Below are 20247 nucleotides of genomic sequence, written 5' to 3'. Positions count from 1 at the left end.
GCCAGCGTTATTCCGCGGCACTGCCTGTCTTGTATCTACGTTTCCTCGCCTGACCGTCCCGGGCCGCGGCCGCACCGCGCTGCGGCCGCCCGGTCAGTCGGCGGCGGAGGCGGGCACGGGGACCGCGGGGGTCCGACCGGGCTCGCACTCTTGGGGGTGAGGCCGCGGCACGCGGAGTTCCGCGATGGCGGTCTCGAAGTCTTCGAGGGTGTCGAACGCCTTGTAAACGGACGCGAACCGCAGGTACGCGACCAGATCGAGCTCCTGCAACGGGCCGAGTATGGCCAGACCCACGTCGTGGGTGGTCAGCTCGGCGCTCCCGGTGGCGCGCAGCGCCTCCTCGACCCGCTGGCCGAGCTTGGCGAGGGCGTCCTCGGTGACCGGCCGTCCCTGGCACGCCTTGCGCACGCCGGAGATGACCTTGGTACGGCTGAAGGGTTCGGTCACCCCGCTGCGCTTGATCACCATCAGCGAGGCCGTCTCCACCGTCGTGAAGCGACGGGAGCAGTCGGGGCACTGACGGCGCCGGCGGATCGACGTGCCGTCGTCCGTGGTGCGGCTGTCGACTACGCGGCTGTCGGGGTGCCTGCAGAAGGGGCAGTGCATGGTTCCCTCACCCTCCCTCTTGGCACGACTGGATCACCTCGCGGCGCCCCTGAACGACCGGAACGGGTCCAGGTCGGGGGCTCGTGAAGCAGCCACCAGCATATGCGATCCCACGGACCCCGGAGGACCCGGGGACCACAACTTCTGGGCGGCAGCGCTCATCCAACCACTAGATCTTGGGTTGTGGTGGATTTACTTCGCTCCGCGTGTCGCCCCGCGCGGTGCCCCGACGAGGCCGTTTCCGGTGCCACACTGGGCGCGGGACCGGAAGGCGGCGATCCGATCGGGAAGGGTACCGTAATCACCGGACGCCGGACCGAACCCGCGTTCGCCGGACCGATCGTCTATACACCCCTTGATATGCCCAGCACGGACGATCCGCGATTTTTCACTCGAACGTGTGTTTGGCGCAACCTTTCGAAAGCAACTACCGTTGTCCAGCTAGGGAGAACATTTCGAGAGGGGCCGCCGACGTGACCACCACCGCAGACAGTGCCACCATCACTGCCCAGAACCGCTCCCAGAGCCGACTCGAGCCGGTGCATGCCATGAACGACGCAAGTCTGAACCCGGAGACGGAGCCCGCGCGCCCCGCGCGCTCGCTGCCAGGGCGACCTCCGGGCATCCGCGCCGACAGCTCCGGACTCACGGACCGGCAGCGCCGGGTCATCGAGGTCATCCGCGACTCGGTGCAGCGGCGCGGCTACCCGCCGTCGATGCGGGAGATCGGCCAGGCGGTCGGCCTGTCCAGCACGTCGTCGGTGGCCCACCAGCTGATGGCCCTGGAGCGCAAGGGCTTCCTGCGCCGCGACCCGCACCGCCCCCGGGCGTACGAGGTCCGGGGCTCGGACCAGCCCAGCTCGCAGCCGACGGACACCACCGGCAAGCCCGCCGCCTCGTACGTGCCGCTGGTCGGTCGGATCGCGGCCGGCGGCCCGATCCTCGCCGAGGAGTCGGTGGAGGACGTGTTCCCGCTCCCCCGCCAGCTCGTCGGCGACGGTGAGCTCTTCGTGCTGAAGGTCGTCGGCGACTCGATGATCGAGGCCGCCATCTGTGACGGCGACTGGGTCACGGTCCGCCGCCAGCCGGTCGCCGAGAACGGCGACATCGTGGCCGCGATGCTCGAAGGCGAGGCCACCGTCAAGCGCTTCAAGCGCGAGGACGGCCACGTCTGGCTGCTCCCGCACAACGCCGCCTACCAGCCCATCCCCGGCGACGAGGCGACCATCCTCGGCAAGGTCGTCGCGGTACTGCGCCGCGTCTGACCCCGCGCCCCTTCCTAGCCAACCCCCGGGACCCACTGCGCCGGTCCCGGGGGTTGTTTTGTTCTGCGCGCAGCCGGCCGCAGCGAGCGGCCGACGCAACTACTTGCCGTCCGCCTGAGCGGCGGCGTCGATGGCGGCCAGCGACCGGCGGACCTGATTGCGGTCCGTGGTGTACCAGAAGTCCGGCAGCGTGGCCCGCAGGAAACTCCCGTACCGGGCCGTGGCCAGCCGGGGGTCCAGGACCGCGACGACGCCCCGGTCGCCGGAGGCCCGTACGAGCCGGCCGGCACCCTGGGCCATCAGCAGCGCCGCGTGCGTGGCCGCGACGGCCATGAAGCCGTTGCCGCCGTGCTCCTCGACCGACTTCTGCCGGGCGCTCATCAGCGGATCGTCCGGGCGCGGGAACGGGATGCGGTCCATGATCACGAGCTGGCAGCTGGGGCCGGGCACATCCACGCCCTGCCAGAGCGACAGCGTCCCGAACAGGCAGGTCTTCGGGTCCGCCGCGAACGCCTTGATCAGCTCGCCCAGCGTCTCCTCGCCCTGGAGCAGGATCGGGTGGTCGAGGCGGCCGCGCAGCTCCTCGGCTGCCGCCTTCGCACCCCGCATGGAGGAGAACAGGCCGAGCGTGCGCCCGCCGGCCGCCTCGATCAGCTCGGCGAGCTCGTCCATCATGTCGCCGCGGGTGCCCTCCCGACCGGGCGTGGCCAGGTGCTTCGCGACGTAGAGGATGCCCTGCTTCGGATAGTCGAACGGCGAGCCGACGTCCAGGCCCTTCCAGACCGGGGCGTCCTCCCCCTCGACCCCCTCCGCGGACAGGCCCAGCGAGGCCGCGACCCCGTTGAAATCCCCGCCCAGCTTGAGGGTCGCCGAGGTCAGGACCACCGAGCGGTCCTCGAACAGCTTCTCGCGCAGGAGGCCGGACACCGACAGCGGGGCAACGCGCAGGGTGGCTCCGAAGCGGTCGTGCCGCTCGTACCAGAGCACGTCGTACTCGGAGCCGAGCAGGATCCGCTCGGCCACGCCGTGGACGCTCTCCACCGCGGCCAGGGCCTGCTTGCGGACGGCGTCCTCGTCGTGGACGGACTTGTCGCGGGTCGCGCCCATCGCCGAGATGACATTGCGCGCGGCGTCCCGCAGGGCCGCCAGCGCGTACCCGAGGTCCTCGGGGAGCTGCTCCAGCCGGCCTGGCAGGGCCAGCTCCATGACCCGCTCGAACGACTCGGATGCGGTCTGGAGCGAGTCCGCGGTCTTCTCGTCGACCAGCTTGGCCGCGCGCTTCACGGCGCGGTTGACCTGGCCTGGGGTGAGCTCGCCGGTGGCGACGCCGGTCACCCGGGAGACCAGCTCGTGCGCCTCGTCCACGATCAGCACCTCGTGCTGCGGAAGCACCGGGGCGCCCTCGATGGCGTCGATGGCCAGCAGGGCGTGGTTGGTGACGACCACGTCGGCCAGCTTGGCCCGCTCGCGGGCGGCCTCTGCGAAGCACTCGGCTCCGTATGCGCACTTCGTCGCCCCGAGGCACTCCCGGGAGGAGACGGAGATCTGCGCCCAGGCCTTGTCGGAGACGCCGGGGGTCAGATCGTCCCGGTCACCCGTCTCCGTCTCGTCTGACCAGTCGCGCAGTCGCAGCAGGTCCTGGCCGAGCTTGCTGGTGGGAGCGGCCGCCTCGAACTGGTCGAAGAGGCCCTCCTCCTCGTCCTGCGGCGCGCCCTCGTGCAGCCGGTGCAGGCACAGGTAGTTGGAGCGGCCCTTGAGCATGGCGAACTGCGGGCGGCGGCGGAGCTGCGGATGCAGCGCGTCCACGGTCCGGGGCAGATCGCGCTCGACCAGCTGCCGCTGGAGGGCGAGGGTGGCGGTGGCCACGACCACGCGCTCGCCGTGCGCGAGGGCCGGCACCAGGTAGCCGAGGGACTTTCCGGTGCCGGTACCGGCCTGGATCAGCCGGTGCGTGTTGTCGTCGATCGCTTCGGCGACGGCTTCGGCCATGGCCACCTGGCCGGGCCGCTCCGTACCGCCGACGGCGGAGACGGCGGCGTGCAGCAGGTCGGGGAGGGAGGGCTTCGTCATAGCAATGACAACCCTACGGGGCGCCACCGACAGTGACCGCCACGACCGTGATTCATGGCCGATACAAGGGGTTGGGCACGGTGCCGTACTCCACCGCCTTCGGGCGGTCGGGGCGGTCGCGGTAACCGTCCTGGTACAGCCGGTTGCGGTTGAGGCAGAGCCGCCCGATGCGCTCGGCGAGCAGGTCGAAGAGCGTGTGGCGCTCCTCGAGCTCGGGGAAGCGTGCGTGGTGGCGCAGGATCTCCGCCCGTACGAGCGACCAGAACTCCTCCTCGGGGACGCCGAGGCGGTCCTCGCACAGGACGGAGAGGTAGCGGAAGACCCCGACGAAGAGACCGGAGTGGATGTACTGGGGCAGGAAGGCCGCGGGTTTGTCCCGCAGTGCGGCGCGCACCTCTGCGGGTACGCCGGAGAGCTCCGGCAGCAGCTCTCGGCAGATGTTGACCTCGCCCACGAAGTCCTTGAGGGCGAGCCGGACCGGCACCTCGTACTCGTCGAAGATCACGGTGGTGTTCTCGCCGTGCGGGGAAAACACGGTGCCGTAGCGGTAGAGGAAGTGCAGCAGGGGCGGCAGCAGGGCGGCGAAAAGCCGCTGGAGCCATCGGCCCGGGGTGAGCCCGGACCGGGCGACGAGCTCGGCGGTGAAGGAGCGTCCGCGCGGGTCCACGTGGAGGAGGGAGGCGAGCGTACGGGCCCGCTCGCCCGGGGCGAGCCGGCTGGTGAGCGGCTCGCGCCAGATCGCTCCGAGGAGCTCCTTGTACTGGTACGGGGCCTCGGGGAGCTCGTCGTAGACGGGGTGGCGCACGGTGACCGACGCGACCTCGCCGAGGAGGACCACGCCGCATTCGTCGCGGAGGAACGGGTCGGCGTCGTGGAGCGAGCGGATCCAGGCGGTGACGGCGGGGGCGGCGACTGACTGGTCGGAGGGCAGGCCGCGCCAGACGAGGGTGTTGAAGACGGAGAGCGGCAGTTTGACGCTGTGCCGGTCGGGGCGGGTGAGGTTGAGGAAGGTACGGACGGACTGCTGCGGGACGCGCATGTCGGGGTCGGCGGGGAGCGGCACCAGAGCGCCCGAGGCCAGGGCCGGGGCGAAGAGGGGCAGCACTATCTCGTCCCACTGCCAGGGGTGGACCGGGAGGTAGAGGTAGCCGAGCGGGTCGAGGCCGCGGGCGCGCAGGATCCGGTCGAAGCCATCCCGGGTGACGGGGTCGAGCTCCCGGGCGTAGAGGCGGGCCGGGTCTTCCAGGCCGGCCGTGCCGCGGTAGGCGGCGAGGGAGGTGTGGGCGGCGAGCCAGGGCAGCCGCTGGCGGGTGCGGGCCTCGGGGGCCCAGGCGGCGGTGTCGGCGGCGGACAGTCCCATGCGGCCTTTGTTGAGGACGAGCCAGGGGTGGCCGGTCTGGTGGCCTTCCAGCTCCGCGTGGTCGAGATCGGCGAGGACGTCGGCGGTGAGCGCGGTGTGCTCGATGCGGGCGTCGGCGGCGAGCGTGGCGCTGAGCTCGCGGACGAGGTGGCCGAGGGTGGAGCCGTCGAGGCCGAGGAGGGTGCGGGCGCGCATGAGGAAGGCGTACGGGTCCCCGAAGGCGGTCGGGGGCTCCGCGGACGGGGGCGGCGGGGTCAGCGTGATGGTGTCGGGGGCGATGTGCCAGCTGCCGTACGCGCGGCGGCGGGCCCGGAAGCCGAGGCTGCTGCCGTCATCGAGGGTCAGCTGCCAGACGTCTCCGGCGGCGGTGGCCCCGGCGGGGGTCCGCCGGGGTCTGACGATCTCCTCGTAGGCGAATTCGGCCAGCATTTTGGCCAGGAGCCGGCGTGCGACGCGATCCCAGGTCGCCGTGGTGAGTTCGGGTGGCGTACAGGGGTGTTGGGGGGACTGCGGAACAACGGCTTCCGCGAAGTGGCGGCCGGCGGAGTCGGAGGCGGCGGGAAAATTCGACACGGGACTCCTCGGGATCGGGAACTTTGCTGCGCGACGCAGAGTTTTCCAAAGGTGAGGCGTGAACGGGGAGGGCCGGATGGATCAGATGAGGTTGCGCAGGGCTCGCTCGCGGATCATCAACGCCGCCCGCTTCTCGGGGAGGTCGATCTCCGCGGAGCAGCGGAATCCGGAGTTGAGGAAGGCTGATACGGAGGGGGTGTTGCGGATGTCCGGTTCGGCGACGACGCGGGTGCAGCGGGGGCGGTTGTCGAGCACCAGGTTGGCGACGGCCCTCAGCAGGGCGGTGCCCAGACCGCGGCCGCGGTTCGTGCCGTCTCCGATGAGCAGGTGGATACCCGTGTCGTGGGGGCGCGCCGGGTAGTGGTGGGAGAGCGGGTCGAGGTCGGCCCGGTAGATCTCCCAGTAGCTCATCGGAGTGCCGTCGAGGACGCCGAGGCAGGGGATGCTGTGGCCGTTGCCGTCGAGCTGGGAGCGTACGTGGGCGGCGGTGACGGCGGCGCGGCCGGCGAGTTCCCAGTACGCGGCCACCGCGGGGTCGTTCATCCAGCCGGTCAGCAGCTCCAGGTCGCGGCCCAGACGTACGGGTTCGAGGCGGAAGGGCCCGACGGGGGTGGCGGCGGTACCCCAGCCGGCCGGGGAGTCGAGCAGTTCGGCCTCGGCGAGCAGGGGCAGCAGCCGGGCGGTGAGCCGGCGCCCCGGGATCCGGATGCCCGCGGTGGCGGGGTCGACGGCAGCGGTGGCAGTGGCGGTGGGCGCGTAGGGGGAGGTGTCGGTGGAGGGCATCGGCACTCAATCGTGAAGGGGGTTGGCGATGGTGACGTACACGGACTGGGACTCCACGGGGCCGACGAGCTCGTCGAGGCCGCCGAGCCGGGTGAGCAGGTTCGCCTTGCAGCGCAGGGTGGGTGAGTCGAGCAGCCGGGCGGGGAGCGGCCCGAGTCCGGAGGCCTTGCCGAGGAAGCGGCGGAAGGCGGCGAGCAGGACGCGTTCGTCGGCGAGTTGCTGGGATCCGAAGGCGCCGATGAGGCCGAGGACGTTGTTGATACCGAGGTAGTAGGCGAAGCGTTCGTCGGTGACGGCGTCGGCGACGAAGGTGTCGCTGGCGCTGCCGATGCCGGGGAGCCGGCGCTCCAGTTCCGTGCGGCGGGAGGCGCGGAAGTAGTAGCCCTGGTTGTCGCGGTAGCGGCCGCCGACCGGCCAGCCGGCCGGGTCGAGGAGGACCAGCGTGTTCTGCTGGTGCGCTTCGAGGGCGATGCCGGCGAGCGCGTCGAAGGCCAGGACCGGCAGGACGACGTGGTCGAGGTAGCGCAGGAACCACTCGGCGGCGACGGCGGCGGTCGGGCGCCCGGTGGCGGCGGCCAGCCGGGAGACGGTCTCGGCCAGCCGGGAGCGCATGGTGGTCCGGCCCGGCCAAGGGCGGGGCGAGGTGAGTGCGGCGATGCAGACGGCGTCGTCGTGGGAGCGGAAGGGGTTGTGTCGCAGGACGGCGTCGAGTCCGGGTACGGGGGTGCCGTCCGGGGCGTCGACGGCGATCCAGGCAGGGTCGCGCACGATGTCGAAGCCGGGGTGGGCCGCCTGCCACTGTTCCGTGAGGCCGGTGCGGAGCAGCCGGTGCACCTCGACGCCGCGGTGGAGTTCCTTGCGGAGGTTCTCACGGCGGGAGTTGGTGATGCGCAGGCCCAGAGAGAGCTTGATCATCACGGGGGCGCCGGGGCGGTGGACGGTGCGGACGGAAGAGGTCGGATACCAGGGCTCGCCGAACGGGCCCAGGTCGTGGAGAAGTCCCGCGTCGCGGAGGGGGGCGACGGCGGGGCGCTGGAGCAGGTCTCGGGCCTGCCAGGGGTGCAGGGGAAGGGGGGTCGTGTCCGCGGGCAGCGGGAGCCCGGGGGCGAGCCGGCCGAGGAGCCGGGCGGCGGAGACGGGGCGCCCGCGCTCGGTCCAGGCGGAGTCGGTCGCGAGGGCGCTGGGGGCGACGGCGAGCCAGTGCAGGGGGAAGGAGCCGTGGAGTTCGGGTGAGTAGCGGCGGATCTCGGCCTCGGAGAGTCCTTCACGGCTCTTCGGGTCCGGCTGGAGGGGGTGGCCGAGGAGGAGGGACTGTTCGGCGGTGAGGAAGAGGTCACCGGCGATGGGTTCGGGCGGGGTGGGGCGTTCGCGCCGGTCGGCGATGAACTCGGCGGTGCGGCGGACCGAGTCGCAGACCCGGCCGACGAGGTCGGCGCCGCCGCGCCCGTCGGAGCTGCCCTCGCGGGCGAGCAGTGAGGCGAGGGTGGCGGCGTCCACTGCGGGGGCGTGGGCGGGCGTGCCTTCGAGCCGGGCGGGGCCGAAGCGGTGCCAGCCGGTGGCGGACCAGTGGCGGACGGCCGCGAGCAGGGCGGTGCCGGAGGCGGGGAGGGGGATGCGCAGCACGCCCGCGCCCGGACGCCCGAGCCCGTTCTCCCGGACCCAGCACCGCAGCAGGTTCTCCACGGAGGCGGCCTCCGCGGCGACGCCCGGATCGGGATGGTCCAGCGGGTCGGCCGTCCGGTCCGGAGCGCCGGTGCCGGTCCGGTGCCACGGCGGGCCGCTTCCCTGGCGCGGCACGGTGCCCGTCTCGGGTCCGGCGGTCCCGGCGCTTCCGCCCGGTCCGGCGGGCGCGCTGCTCGGCGTGGAGAGGGGGGCTTCGGGCATGGCAGGGATCCTCGAGGTCAGTGGCGTCGTCGGGAGGCGGCCGCCGGGATGGCGTCCGACAGGCGGTCCAGGACCGCCGCGGCCTGGTCGTCGGTGAGGGTCAGCGGGGGCAGCAGGCGGACCACGGCGGCGTCGCGGCCGCCGAGCTCGACGATCAGGCCGCGGTCCAGGCACTCCTGGCGCACCGCCGCGGCGAGGAGTGGCGCCGTGGCCCCGGTCTCCGGGTCGACGAGTTCCAGGCCGATCATCAGGCCGCGGCCCCGGACTTCCCCGATGCAGGGGTGCTCGGAGGCCAGGCCGCGCAGGGCGGTCAGCATCCGCTCCCCCAGGGCCCCCGCGCGCTCGGCGAGACGGTTCTCCCGTACGTACGCCAGGGTGGCCGTCCCGGCAGCCATCGCCAGCTGGTTGCCCCGGAACGTGCCGGCGTGAGCCCCCGGGGCCCAGACGTCCAGGCCCGACCGGTACACGATCACCGCCAGCGGGAGGCTGCCGCCGATCGCCTTGGACAGGACCATCACGTCCGGCACCACCCCGGCGTGGTCGACGCCCCAGAAGGCGCCGGTGCGGCCCACGCCCGTCTGCACCTCATCGGCGATCAGCGGGATCCCCCGGGCCTCGGTGATCTCGCGCATCCGGCGCAGCCACGCGTCCGGGGCCGGGAGCACCCCGCCCTCGCCCTGCACCGGTTCGACGATCATCGCCGCGGGCGTCGCCACCCCGCCCTTGGGGTCGTCGAGCAGGCTCTCGGTCCAACGGGCCCCGAGCCGCGCCCCCTCGGTACCGCCGACCCCGAACGGGCAGCGGAGGTCCTGGGGGAACGGCAGCCGGGTCACCCGTACGTCCGGCGCCCCGCCCGAGGCGCCCAACGCGCCGGCGGTCATCCCGTGGTACGCCCCCGTGAAGGCCAGCAGCCCCGAGCGGCCGGTGGCGGTGCGGACCAGCTTGAGCGCGGCCTCCACCGCGTCCGTCCCGGCGGGACCGCAGAACTGGACGCGGGCGTCGGCGGCCAGCTCCGGCGGGAGGCAGGCGAACAGCTCCGTGGTGAAGGCGTCCTTGACCGGGGTGGCGAGGTCCAGGACGTGCAGCGGGGCTCCGGAGTCGAGGACGTCCCGTACGGCTTCGAGCACCACGGGATGGTTGTGTCCGAGGGCGAGGGTGCCGGCCCCGGAGAGGCAGTCCAGGTAGCGCCGCCCGTCCGCGCCCTCGATGGTCAGCCCCCGGGCGCGCACCGGGACGATGGGCAGCGAGCGCGCGTACGTCCGCGCGGCGGACTCCCGCATGGCCTGGCGCCGCAGGATGCCCTCCACCCCGCCGGGTCCCACCGCCCGGGTCCCCTGTGCCGGCACCTGCGCGGCGGCCTCGCCCTGCTCGGTCAAAGCCACCACTGTCGGACCTCCCGCACGGACTGCTCCATCGGATCGCGCCTCGAACATGGGCGCCGCTCCCCATCCCCCGTACGTACCAACGACGGTGACGGCGACGGATCACGGGTGGCCCCAAGATCCTTGTCCCGCCGGGACTTGGCCCCGCATGCGCGCGGAGTTCGCGGCGCCCCTCCGCGGGGCCCCTCCGCAGCGTCATTCCGCGGTGTCGTTCCGCAGCGTCCCGCGGCCGCGGAACCGCGGCCCCGGCCTGTGCCGTCCCCAACGGCAGCGGCATAGTGGGGTGCTGTACCCGGCGGCACGCACCTCGCGTGCCCCACGCACCTCAATTGCACCGCGTCTGACACCCAGAATCACCAGGGGGATTCACGACATGCGACCGAACCGACCGGTCACCGCGATCCTGTGCGCGGCGGCACTCGCCCTGACCGCCGCGGCCTGCGGACCCGGCGACGGGGAGGCCGGCGGCGACGCCAAGCCGACCGTGGCGGCGAGCCTCCCGTCCGGAGCCGACGGGATCAAGATCCCGGACCAGCTCAAGGAGAAGCTCAAGGAACACGGCATAGACCTGGAGAAGTGGAAGGGGGGTGCGTGGAAGAACTGGAAGCAGGAGGACTGGCTGCGCGAGGCGGGCGACTACGTCAACCCGATCATCGAGGACCTCTGGAACCCGGACCGGATGCGTGAGGCCGACAAGACCCCGCAGCCCCCGGCCGTCGACCCCGACGCCGGCAAGGACCAGGGCGTCACCGACCCCACCCCCGCGCCGGTGCAGGCCAAGGCCGTCACCGCGCCGTACCACGCCAGCGTTCCCGTGTCCGGGAAGGTGTTCTTCGACGGCCCCGAGGGCTCCATGGTCTGCTCGGCGACCGTGGTGAAGGACCCGGCCCACCCCGGCAAGTCCAACATGGTCTGGACGGCCGGCCACTGCGTGCACGCGGGCAAGTCCGGCGGCTGGTACCGCAACATCGCCTTCGTGCCCTCCTACAACAACGCGGGCAAGCCCGCCGCGCAGCTCAAGGGCGCCCCGCGCGAGCAGGTGGCCCCGTACGGCGTGTGGTGGAGCGACTGGGCCCAGACCTCGGACCAGTGGATCGCGAACGGCGGTCCGACCGGTGGCGCGGGCGCCCCGTACGACTTCGCGGTGCTGCACGTGACCCCGGAGAAGAGCACCGGGAAGTCCCTGGAGGAGACGGTCGGCGCGGCGCTCCCGGTGGAGTTCAACGCCCCGGCGGTGACGAAGGTCGCGGGCATCACGGCGACGGGCTACCCGGCCGCGGCCCCGTTCGACGGCCAGAAGGCCTTCCAGTGCGCCGACAAGCCGGGCCGGCTGACGCTGGCCGCGGGCACCCCCGTGATGTACCGCATCGGCTGCACGATGACCGGCGGCTCCTCCGGCGGCGGCTGGGTGGCCCCGGGCAGCGACGGCAAGCCGGCGCTGGTGTCGAACACCTCGATCGGCCCCGCCAAGGCGGGCTGGCTCGCCGGACCCCGGCTCGGCCCCGAGGCCAAGGGGATCTTCGACGCGGTGAGCGCCAAGTTCAAGTAGCTCCGGCCGCTGACACGACGGAGGAGGGCCCCCTGCACCGCAGGGGGCCCTCCTCGTGTGTCCGCCGGTCCGTTACCGCTTCGCCGGTACGAACGGCGCCAGGTCCGAGGCGAGTTCCTGGTGGACCCGCACCTTCAGCAGGGTGCCCTCCGGGGTGTGCTCCTCGGAGATCACCTCACCCTCGGCGTGCGCCCGGGCGACCAGCGAGCCGCGCGTGTACGGCACGAGCGCCTCGACCTCGACCTCGGGCCGCGGCAGCTCGGAGTCGATGAGCGCGAGGAGCTCCGCGATGCCCTGCCCCGTGCGCGCCGAGACGGCGATGGAGTGCCGCTCGATGCGCAGCAGGCGCTGCAGGACGAACGGGTCCGCGGCGTCGGCCTTGTTGATCACCACGATCTCGGGCACGTTGACCGCGCCGACCTCGCGGATGACCTCGCGCACCGCCGCGAGCTGCTCCTCCGGGGCCGGGTGCGAGCCGTCCACGATGTGCAGGATGAGGTCGGAGTCGCCGACCTCCTCCATCGTGGAGCGGAACGCCTCGACCAGGTGGTGGGGCAGGTGCCGGACGAAGCCGACCGTGTCGGCCAGGGTGTAGATCCGGCCGGAGGGGGTCTCGGCCCGGCGCACGGTCGGGTCGAGGGTGGCGAACAGTGCGTTCTCCACCAGTACGCCCGCGCCCGTGAGGCGGTTGAGCAGCGAGGACTTGCCCGCGTTGGTGTAACCGGCGATGGCGACCGAGGGCACCTTGTTGCGGCGGCGTTCCTGCCGCTTGATGTCGCGGCCGGTCTTCATCTCCGCGATCTCCCGGCGCATCTTCGCCATCTTCTCGCGGATCCGGCGCCGGTCGGTCTCGATCTTGGTCTCACCGGGGCCTCGGGTGGCCATGCCGCCACCGCCGCCGCCACCCATCTGCCGGGACAGCGAGGCGCCCCAGCCGCGCAGGCGCGGCAGCATGTACTGCATCTGCGCGAGGGCGACCTGTGCCTTGCCCTCTCGGGATTTGGCGTGCTGGGCGAAGATGTCGAGGATCAGGGCGGTCCGGTCGACCACCTTGACCTTGACGACGTCTTCGAGGGCGATGAGCTGGCCGGGGCTGAGCTCGCCGTCGCAGACGACGGTGTCCGCCCCGCTCTCCATCACGATGTCGCGCAGTTCGCGGGCCTTGCCCGAGCCGATGAAGGTGGCCGGGTCCGGCTTGTCACGGCGCTGGATCACACCGTCGAGCACGAGGGCGCCGGCCGTCTCGGCGAGGGCCGCGAGCTCCGCGAGGGAGTTCTCGGCGTCCTGCACCGTTCCGGAGGTCCAGACGCCGACCAGCACGACGCGCTCCAGGCGCAGCTGGCGGTACTCGACCTCGGTGACGTCTTCGAGCTCGGTGGAGAGCCCGGCCACGCGGCGCAGCGCCGCGCGCTCGGAGCGCTCGAACTGCTCGCCGTCCCGGTCTCCGTCGACCTCGTGGCTCCAGGCGACGTCCTCTTCCATCAGGGCGTCGGCCCGAAGGCTCTCGGTGAAGCTCTGCGGGTCCGGCACGTCCCGTGCGTCCCGCGCGTCCTGGGAAGGGGAAGAAGAGGAGGTCATTGGATCCTTACGTCGATGTCGTGTGCGGCCGTGTCACGCATGGTCGCGGCCGGGTGTGAGCGTGGCTCCCACTCTGTCACGTCCAACGTGTCGCATAGCCGGGAGATTCCCCCGGCGTGCGGCTCCGTCGTGCGGCCCTGTCGATGGTGACATGCCCGTTCCCCGCGGGTCACACGCTTTTCGGGCCGCCCCACTCCGGGTGCCCGGGCATCGCCGGGGTGGTCTTCGCGTACAGCCACGGCTTGAGGAAGGGCGCCAGGTCACGTCCGGCCACCTCCGAGGCCAGGCGTACGAAGTCCTCCGTGCCGGCCGTGCCGTCCTCGTTCTCGGCCACCCATCGCCGCTCGACCCGGTCGAAGGCCTTCTCGCCGATCTCCTGCCGCAGCGCGTAGAGGATCAGCGCGGCCCCGTCGTAGACGGCCGGCCGGAAGAGCCCGATCTTCTCCCCGGGGGCGGCGGCCTTCGGGGCGGCCGGGGGTCCGCCGGCGGCCCGCCACTGGTCGGAGCGCTGGTACGCCTCGCGCATGCGCCGCTCCATGGAGTACTTGCCGAGGCCGTCCGCGTAGAGGGCCTCGTACCAGGTGGCGTGTCCCTCGTTGAGCCAGAGGTCGGACCAGGTGCGCGGGGTGACGCTGTCGCCGAACCACTGGTGGGCGAGCTCGTGGACCATGACGGCCTCGACGTACCAGGCGGGGTAGCCCGTCCCCGAGAACAGGCCGTTCTCGAAAAGCGAGAGGGTCTGCGTCTCCAGCTCGAAGCCGGTCTTGGCCTTGGCGATCAGCACCCCGTAGTTCTCGAAGGGGTAGGCCCCGACGCGCGCCTCCATCCACCGGACGTGCTCCGCGGTCTTCTGCAGCCAGGGCTCCAGCCGCTTGCGGTCGGCGGCCGGGACCACGCTGCGCAGCGGCAGTCCGTGCGGACCGGTGGCCTCCACGACCGCCGAGTCGCCGATCGAGACCTGCGCGAGCTCGGTGGCCATCGGGTGCAGGGTGCGGTACGTCCAGGTGGTCGCGCCCGCCGCCCGGGGGGCGGGGAGGGCTGCGGGCATTCCGTTGGCGACGGCGGTCAGGCCGGCCGGGGCGGTGATCCGGAAGGTGAAGTAGGCCTTGTCGGAGGGGTGGTCGTTGCACGGGAAGACCCGGTGGGCGGCGTCGGCCTGGTTGGCCATGGCCAGGCCGTCGTCGGTGGGCACCCAGCCGCCGTCGGCGATGCCGCGCGGATCGCTGGTGTGCCGGATCTCGATGTGGAGCGGCACGTTCGGCGCGACCGGGCTCGCCGGGGTGAGCACGAGGTCCTCGCCGGCGCTCTCGAAGCGTGCCGGTTCGCCGTTGACCCGGGCGGCGGCGACCGTGCCGTGGGTGAAGTCGAGGTTGATGCGCTCCAGCGGCTCCAGCGCGCGGGCGTCGATGACGGTGATCGCGTCGAGCGGGCTCTTGTTGTCCTTGTACGTGAAGGACAGGTCGTACGAGAGGACGTCGTACCCGGGGTTCCCGAGCTGCGGGAACAGCGTGTCGCCGATGCCCAGCGGCTCCGGCGGGGGCAGCACGGCGGCGACGAGGGTGAGGGAGGCCGCGGCGAGCAGGGCGGCGCGCAGGCGCGGGGAGGAGAGCTGCATCCCCCACCGCTTACCAGCGCCCGCCGCCCCACCGCGTACGGCGCGCGACGGTTCCACCCGAACGGGACCTTCCGGGGCCGTGCGCCCGGACCTGGCGCCGCGCGGGCGCCGCCGGCTGGTGCCCCGGCCCGGCTCCCCGGGGGTGGCGCCGATCAGGCCCGGCGCACGTCGTAGACCCCCGGCACGTCGCGCATGGCCCGCATCAGGGAGGGCAGCCCGGTCGCGTCGGGAAGTTGCAGGGTGTAGGTGTGGCGGACCCGCTGTTCGACGGGCGGTTCCACGGTCGCGGAGACCACCTCGACCCCTTCGCGGGCGATGGCCTCGGTCAGATCGGCCAGCAGGTGCGGGCGGCCGAACGATTCGGCGAGCAGCGTGACCCGGCAGTCCGCCGTGGCCCGCCAGTGCACGGCGACGGAGGTCCGCCCCAGCGCGCGCATCTGGGCCACCGCCGCGCAGTGGATCCGGTGGACGGTGACGGCCCCGCCCCGTACGACGAACCCGGCGACGGCGTCCGGCGGTACGGGGGTGCAGCAGCCGGCCAGCCGCACGGTGGCGTCCGGGAGGTCGGCCACGGCGTTGCCGCCGCCGCCCCGGGCCCCCACCACCGACAGCGGCGCCCTGGCGGGGGTGGCGGCGGGCTTCGCGGTGTCGGGGTGGGCCTGGAGCCAGCTGCTGATGGCGATGCGGGCGGCCGGGGTCTTCGCGTGCTCCAGCCAGTCGGCGGCGGGCCCCGAGGAGGCGTCCTGGGCGAGCAGCAGCTGAACGGTGTCCCCGTCGGAGAGCGGGGAGGCGAGGGAGGTGAGGCGCCCGTTGACCCGGGCGCCGATACAGCCGTGCGCCGCCTCGCCGTACTGGGCGTAGGCGGCGTCGATACAGCTGGCTCCGGCGGGCAGGCTGAGGGTGCCGGAGGCCCGGCCGTCCTCGCGGAACACCGTGATCTCGCGGTCCTGCGCCAGCTCGGCGCGCAGCACGCTCCAGAAGGTGTCGGGGTCGGGCGCGGACTGCTGCCAGTCGAGGAGCCGCGAGAGCCAGCCGGGCCGGGTCGGGTCGGCCCGCTCCTCGTCGCAGTCGGCGGGGGACTCCGCGGCCGGGGCGGTGGCGTAGGGGTTGCCGAGGGCGACGACGCCGGCCTCGGCGACCCGGTGCATCTGGCGGGTGCGGACGATGACTTCGGCCACGTGCCCCTCGGGGGTGGCGACGGCGGTGTGCAGCGACTGGTAGAGGTTGAACTTCGGGGCGGCGACGAAGTCCTTGAACTCCGAGACGACCGGGGTGAAGCAGGTGTGCAGCTCGCCCAGCACGGCGTAGCAGTCGGCGTTCTCGCCGACGAGGACGAGGATGCGGCCGAAGTCGGAGCCGCGCAGTTCGCCGCGCCCCCGGGCGATGCGGTGGACGGAGACGAAGTGGCGGGGCCGTACGACCACCTCGGCGGCGATGCCGGCCTCCCGCAGCACGCCGCGTACGGAGTCGGCGATGGCGGGCAGCGGGTCGCGCTCCCCGGCGTGGGCCGCGATCAGCGCGCGGGTGTGCTCGTACTCCTCGGGGTGCAGGATCGCGAAGACGAGGTCTTCCAGCTCGGTCTTGAGGGCCTGCACGCCGAGCCGTTCGGCGAGCGGGATGAGGACGTCGCGGGTGACCTTGGCGATGCGCTCCTGCTTCTCGGGGCGCATCACGCCGAGGGTGCGCATGTTGTGGAGGCGGTCGGCGAGTTTGATGGACATGACGCGGACGTCGTTGCCGGTGGCGACGAGCATCTTGCGGAAGGTCTCGGGCTCGGCGGCGGCACCGTAGTCGATCTTCTCGACCTTGGTGACCCCGTCGACGATGAAGCAGACCTCGTCGCCGAATTCGGCGCGGACCTGATCGAGGGTCACTTCGGTGTCCTCGACGGTGTCGTGGAGCAGAGAGGCCGTCAAGGTCGTGGTCTCGGCGCCGAGTTCGGCGAGGATCAGGGTGACGGCGAGCGGATGTGTGATGTACGGCTCACCGCTCTTGCGGGTCTGCCCGCGGTGCGAGGACTCCGCGAGCACGTACGCGCGGCGCAGGAGGGAGAGGTCCGCGTCCGGGTGGTGGGCGCGGTGCGCTTCGGCCACGTGGCCGATGGCATCGGGGAGCCGGTCTCGGGACGTGGGTCCGAGAAGGGCGGCACGTCCGAGTCGTCGCAGGTCAAGGCGGGTTCGGCCCCGTCTGCGGAGTTCGGGGCGCGCTTCGGGACGTGCTTCGGGGTTCGTGGCCTCTGCACTCATGGGCACCTCCGGCGGCTTCGACCGGCGGTGGCGGGCATGGGGTGAGCCCTCAGGGCCGGTGCCTGATGCTACCGACCCCACCACGTGGCGCAGTCCGCCTCTCGCTCAGCGTGAAACGGATCACCCATTAGAGGGAAGACTCAGCCGAAAACCGTTTCGGTGAGCCAGGCCGTGTCGAACTCGCCCGCGGCGACGATGACGGCCGGTCCCGTCATCTCGATCTGCCCGTCGGGGTGTTCGGTGATGACGAGCGTCCCGCCGGGGAGGTCGACGGTGTACGTGACGGCCTGACCGGTGACGGCGGGGTCGGCGCCGTCGCGGCGGATGGCGGCCACGGCGACGGCGCAGGCGCCGGTGCCGCAGGAGCGGGTCTCGCCGGAGCCGCGCTCGTGGACGCGCATGGCGACGTGCCGCGGGCCGCGGTCGACGACGAACTCCACGTTGACACCCGTCGGGTAGACGCCGGCCGGGCTGAACGGGGGCGGGTCGAGCAGCTTTCCGGCGTGGTCCAGGCTGTCGACGAACGCGACGGCGTGCGGGTTCCCCATGTTGACGTTGCGGGCGGGCCAGGACCGCTCGCCGACGCTCACGGTGACCTGTTCCTCGGGGAGGACGGCGCGGCCCATGGAGACCGTAACGTCGCCGCTCTTGTCGAGGTGCACCCGCTTGACGCCGCCGCGGGTGGCGACGGCGAGGTCGCCGGGCTCGACGTGGCCGGCGTAGTGGAGGTAGCGGGCGAAGACGCGGACGCCGTTGCCGCACATCTCGGCGATGGAGCCGTCGCTGTTGCGGTAGTCCATGAACCACTCGGCCTCGTCGGCCAGGTGCGCGGCCTCGGGGTGCGCGGCGGACCGGACCACGTGCAGCACCCCGTCCGCGCCGATGCCGGCGCGCCGGTCGCACAGCTTCGCGACGGCGGCCGCGGGCAGCTCGACGGCGTTGTCCGGGTCCGGGACGATCACGAAGTCGTTCTCGGTGCCGTGGCCCTTGAGGAAGGAGAGGCTGGTCTGCGTCACCCGCCCATGGTACCGAGCGGGGCGTTCGGGCAGGTCGGCGGCGCCGTCACCGGCCGCGGCCCGTTCCTAGCGCAGCCGCGCGACCCGGTACACGGCCAGCGCCACGACGGCCAGCGCGATCAGGGCGTACAGGCCTGCCATCCGCCAGTCGGGGCGGCGGCCGCTGCCCCGGGCCGGCAGACCGGGCCAGGTGTATCCGACGCGGCGGGCGGCCATCATGCCCCAGCCGCCCGCGCAGCAGCAGATGAGGAAGCCGAGCATGGCGACCACGGCTCCGCCGTCGCCGAACTCGAAGGCGAGCGGGAAGGCGAACATCAGGGAGCCGGCGGCGGCCAGCAGCACGATCGGGGCGATCTGCCAGATGCGCATCCGGCGCTGCGGGCGCAGCTCGACCTCGAATTCGGGACCCGCGGCGGCCTCCGCCTCCGCGGTGTCCGGTGCGTCCGGGCCGTCGGGGGTCAGCCGTGCGGGATCGGCGGGCAGGCCGAGGGCGTCCGGCTCGGCGACCACGGGATCGCCGTCCCAGAGGTCGGCGTCCCGCCTCGTGTCGTCCTGCCCGGTGTCGCGAGGGCCGGCCTCCATCGCCACGCGCCCTCCCCACTCGGACCTCGTACGCCGCTGTTCACCGCCGGTGACCGCACCCGCGGAATTTGATGATGGCACGGCTCGGGGCTCCGAACGGGCGCCAGGGGCGTCCCGATGCCATCACGTGATCAGGCTGTGACCGCTCGTTCGACCAACGACTGCGCGAGTCCGACGAGTTCTCCCCGGTCGGCCACCGCCCCGCTGAGCCAGTGCACACGGGGGTCCCTGCGGAACCAGGAGTCCTGGCGGCGGGCGAAGCGTTTGGTGGCCCGTACGGTCTCCGCCCGGGCCTCGTCCTCGGTGCACTCGCCGGCCAGGGCGGCCAGCACCTGCTGGTAGCCGAGCGCCCTGGAAGCGGTGACTCCGTCGCGCAGGCCCCGGGCTTCCAGGGCGCGGACCTCCTCGACCAGCCCGGCCTCCCACATCCGGTCCACGCGCAGCGCGATCCGCTCGTCGAGCTCCGGCCTGCCGACGTCCACGCCGATCTGCACGGTCTCGTACACCGACTCGTGGCCGGGCAGGTTCGCCGTGAAGGGCTTCCCGGTGATCTCGATGACCTCCAGGGCGCGGACGATGCGCCGGCCGTTGCTGGGCAGGATCGCCTGGGCGGCGGCGGGGTCGGCGGCGGCGAGGCGGGCGTGCAGGGCGCCGGGGCCGCGCAGCGTGACCTCCGCCTCCAGCCGGGCCCGGACCTCGGGGTCGGTGCCGGGGAACTCCATGGCGTCGAGGGCGCCGCGCACGTACAGGCCCGATCCTCCGACGAGGACGGGCGTACGGCCCTGGGCGAGCAGCTTGTCGATCTCGGCGCGGGCCAGGCGCTGGTATTCGGCGACGCTGGCGGTCTCGGTCACGTCCCAGATGTCGAGGAGGTGGTGCGGGACCCCGCCGCGCTCCTCGGTCGTCAGCTTCGCGGTGCCGATGTCCATCCCCCGGTACAGCTGCATGGAGTCGGCGTTGACGACTTCCCCGTCGAAACGACGGGCCAGGGCTACGCCCAGATCTGACTTTCCGGCCGCGGTGGGACCGACGACGGCGATGACCCGCGGAGCGGGGGCTGCGTTGCTCACCGCCCCAGTCTCGCAAACACCGCGGCATGTACCCGATCGAGTTACGTGACGGGGCGGTGGCGGGGTCGTTGCCCTGGCGAGGTTCGCCCGGGCGCACGCCCGGCGGAGGCCGGGCCGTTCACGGCGGAACTTCACCCGCACGAGTAACGTTATGGGAGTAGACATGGGCGTTTTTAGTCGGTTTCGCCGCAAGGCCGCGGAAGCGGGAACGGACGAGGCCGCGGCCGCGACCCTGACGACGGAGCCCGGGGAAGCGGTCGCCGACGACACGGCGCAGACCGCGGTCGAGGCCGCGCCGACCGAGTCGGAGGGAGCCGCGCCGGAAGGCGTGGACATCCCGAAGCAGCAGTCGGTGGAGCAGGCCGCGGACAGCGAGACCGGCGAGGGCGCCCGTACGTAGCTACCGCCACTGGAAGGTGACCCATGGGCCTGCTGGACACGCTGAAGGCCAAGCTCGCGCCGGCGAGGGAGAAGGTCGAAGACCTCGCGCAGCAGCACGAGGGGAAGATCGGCCAGAGCCTCGACAAGGTGGCCAAGGCCGTGGACTCCAAGACCAACGGCAAGTACCACGGTCACATCGAGACCGGTGCGAGCAAGGCGAAGGACGCCCTGGGCAAGATCGCGCACAAGGACGCCCCCGGCGGGCCGACACCGCCGCCGGCGTCTTC

The 20247-nt window shown here is 72.7% G+C and carries 16 protein-coding genes; 4 read left to right on the top strand and 12 right to left on the bottom strand.

Annotated elements, in window-relative coordinates; genetic code table 11:
- Nucleotides 1–93: 93 nt before the first annotated feature.
- A complete protein-coding gene (nrdR, locus tag ACS04_RS17485) occupies nt 94–606 on the bottom strand; it encodes a transcriptional regulator NrdR (protein ID WP_048477561.1) in 513 nt (170 codons plus the stop codon).
- Nucleotides 607–1079: 473 nt separating this feature from the next.
- On the opposite strand from nrdR, the gene lexA reads away from it, so the two are divergent.
- Entirely contained in the window at nt 1080–1871 is a 792-nt protein-coding gene (lexA, locus tag ACS04_RS17480; RefSeq protein ID WP_048477560.1) for a transcriptional repressor LexA, read from the top strand.
- A gap of 99 nt (nt 1872–1970) precedes the next feature.
- On the opposite strand, the gene ACS04_RS17475 is transcribed toward lexA, so the two are convergent.
- From ACS04_RS17475 to ACS04_RS17455, 5 genes are all read right to left on the bottom strand, one after another.
- On the bottom strand, nt 1971–3941 hold the full coding sequence (locus ACS04_RS17475; protein ID WP_048477559.1) for an ATP-dependent DNA helicase: 1971 nt from the start codon (nt 3939–3941) through the stop codon (nt 1971–1973).
- A gap of 52 nt (nt 3942–3993) precedes the next feature.
- Nucleotides 3994–5874: an IucA/IucC family protein gene (locus ACS04_RS17470; RefSeq protein ID WP_048477558.1), complete on the bottom strand. Its 1881-nt coding sequence runs from the start codon at nt 5872–5874 to the stop codon at nt 3994–3996.
- Between the two features lie 81 nt (nt 5875–5955).
- A complete protein-coding gene (locus ACS04_RS17465; protein ID WP_048477557.1) occupies nt 5956–6657 on the bottom strand; it encodes a GNAT family N-acetyltransferase in 702 nt (233 codons plus the stop codon).
- Nucleotides 6658–6663: 6 nt separating this feature from the next.
- Nucleotides 6664–8541: an IucA/IucC family protein gene (locus ACS04_RS17460; RefSeq protein ID WP_048477556.1), complete on the bottom strand. Its 1878-nt coding sequence runs from the start codon at nt 8539–8541 to the stop codon at nt 6664–6666.
- Between the two features lie 17 nt (nt 8542–8558).
- Nucleotides 8559–9923: a diaminobutyrate--2-oxoglutarate transaminase family protein gene (locus ACS04_RS17455; RefSeq protein ID WP_398022921.1), complete on the bottom strand. Its 1365-nt coding sequence runs from the start codon at nt 9921–9923 to the stop codon at nt 8559–8561.
- Between the two features lie 373 nt (nt 9924–10296).
- On the opposite strand from ACS04_RS17455, the gene ACS04_RS17450 reads away from it, so the two are divergent.
- Complete coding sequence (locus ACS04_RS17450) at nt 10297–11472, top strand: hypothetical protein (protein ID WP_048477555.1); 1176 nt, start codon at nt 10297–10299, stop codon at nt 11470–11472.
- Between the two features lie 72 nt (nt 11473–11544).
- Here the strand turns inward: ACS04_RS17450 and hflX are convergent, their stop codons facing one another.
- The 6 genes from hflX to miaA all read right to left on the bottom strand — a co-directional run bounded on the left by hflX (nt 11545) and on the right by miaA (nt 19579).
- Nucleotides 11545–13050 (bottom strand): GTPase HflX, encoded by a 1506-nt coding sequence (gene hflX, locus ACS04_RS17445; RefSeq protein ID WP_048477554.1) that lies wholly within the window; start codon nt 13048–13050, stop codon nt 11545–11547.
- 169 nt (nt 13051–13219) lie between these two features.
- A complete protein-coding gene (locus ACS04_RS17440; RefSeq protein ID WP_048477553.1) occupies nt 13220–14665 on the bottom strand; it encodes a M1 family metallopeptidase in 1446 nt (481 codons plus the stop codon).
- A 152-nt stretch (nt 14666–14817) separates the two neighbouring features.
- The gene (locus tag ACS04_RS17435) at nt 14818–16911 is read right to left on the bottom strand and encodes a RelA/SpoT family protein (RefSeq protein WP_048477552.1); all 2094 of its coding nucleotides are present in this window, start codon (nt 16909–16911) and stop codon (nt 14818–14820) included.
- Between the two features lie 140 nt (nt 16912–17051).
- Nucleotides 17052–17927 carry a diaminopimelate epimerase gene (gene dapF, locus ACS04_RS17430; protein ID WP_048477551.1) on the bottom strand — a complete coding sequence of 292 codons (876 nt, stop codon included), beginning with the start codon at nt 17925–17927 and terminating at the stop codon, nt 17052–17054.
- Nucleotides 17928–17993: 66 nt separating this feature from the next.
- Nucleotides 17994–18515 (bottom strand): hypothetical protein, encoded by a 522-nt coding sequence (locus tag ACS04_RS17425; RefSeq protein WP_048477550.1) that lies wholly within the window; start codon nt 18513–18515, stop codon nt 17994–17996.
- 125 nt (nt 18516–18640) lie between these two features.
- The gene (gene miaA, locus ACS04_RS17420; protein ID WP_048477549.1) at nt 18641–19579 is read right to left on the bottom strand and encodes a tRNA (adenosine(37)-N6)-dimethylallyltransferase MiaA; all 939 of its coding nucleotides are present in this window, start codon (nt 19577–19579) and stop codon (nt 18641–18643) included.
- A 163-nt stretch (nt 19580–19742) separates the two neighbouring features.
- On the opposite strand from miaA, the gene ACS04_RS17415 reads away from it, so the two are divergent.
- Nucleotides 19743–19979 carry a hypothetical protein gene (locus ACS04_RS17415; RefSeq protein ID WP_048477719.1) on the top strand — a complete coding sequence of 79 codons (237 nt, stop codon included), beginning with the start codon at nt 19743–19745 and terminating at the stop codon, nt 19977–19979.
- A 23-nt stretch (nt 19980–20002) separates the two neighbouring features.
- Nucleotides 20003–20247: antitoxin (locus tag ACS04_RS17410; protein ID WP_048477548.1), on the top strand; the 245-nt coding region annotated here is incomplete at its 3' end.

Source organism: Streptomyces roseus (assembly GCF_001044425.1).
GTDB lineage: Bacteria > Actinomycetota > Actinomycetes > Streptomycetales > Streptomycetaceae > Streptomyces > Streptomyces roseus.
The sequence above is the reverse complement of the archived record's forward strand: the minus strand, read 5'-3'. Positions and strand labels throughout refer to the sequence as shown.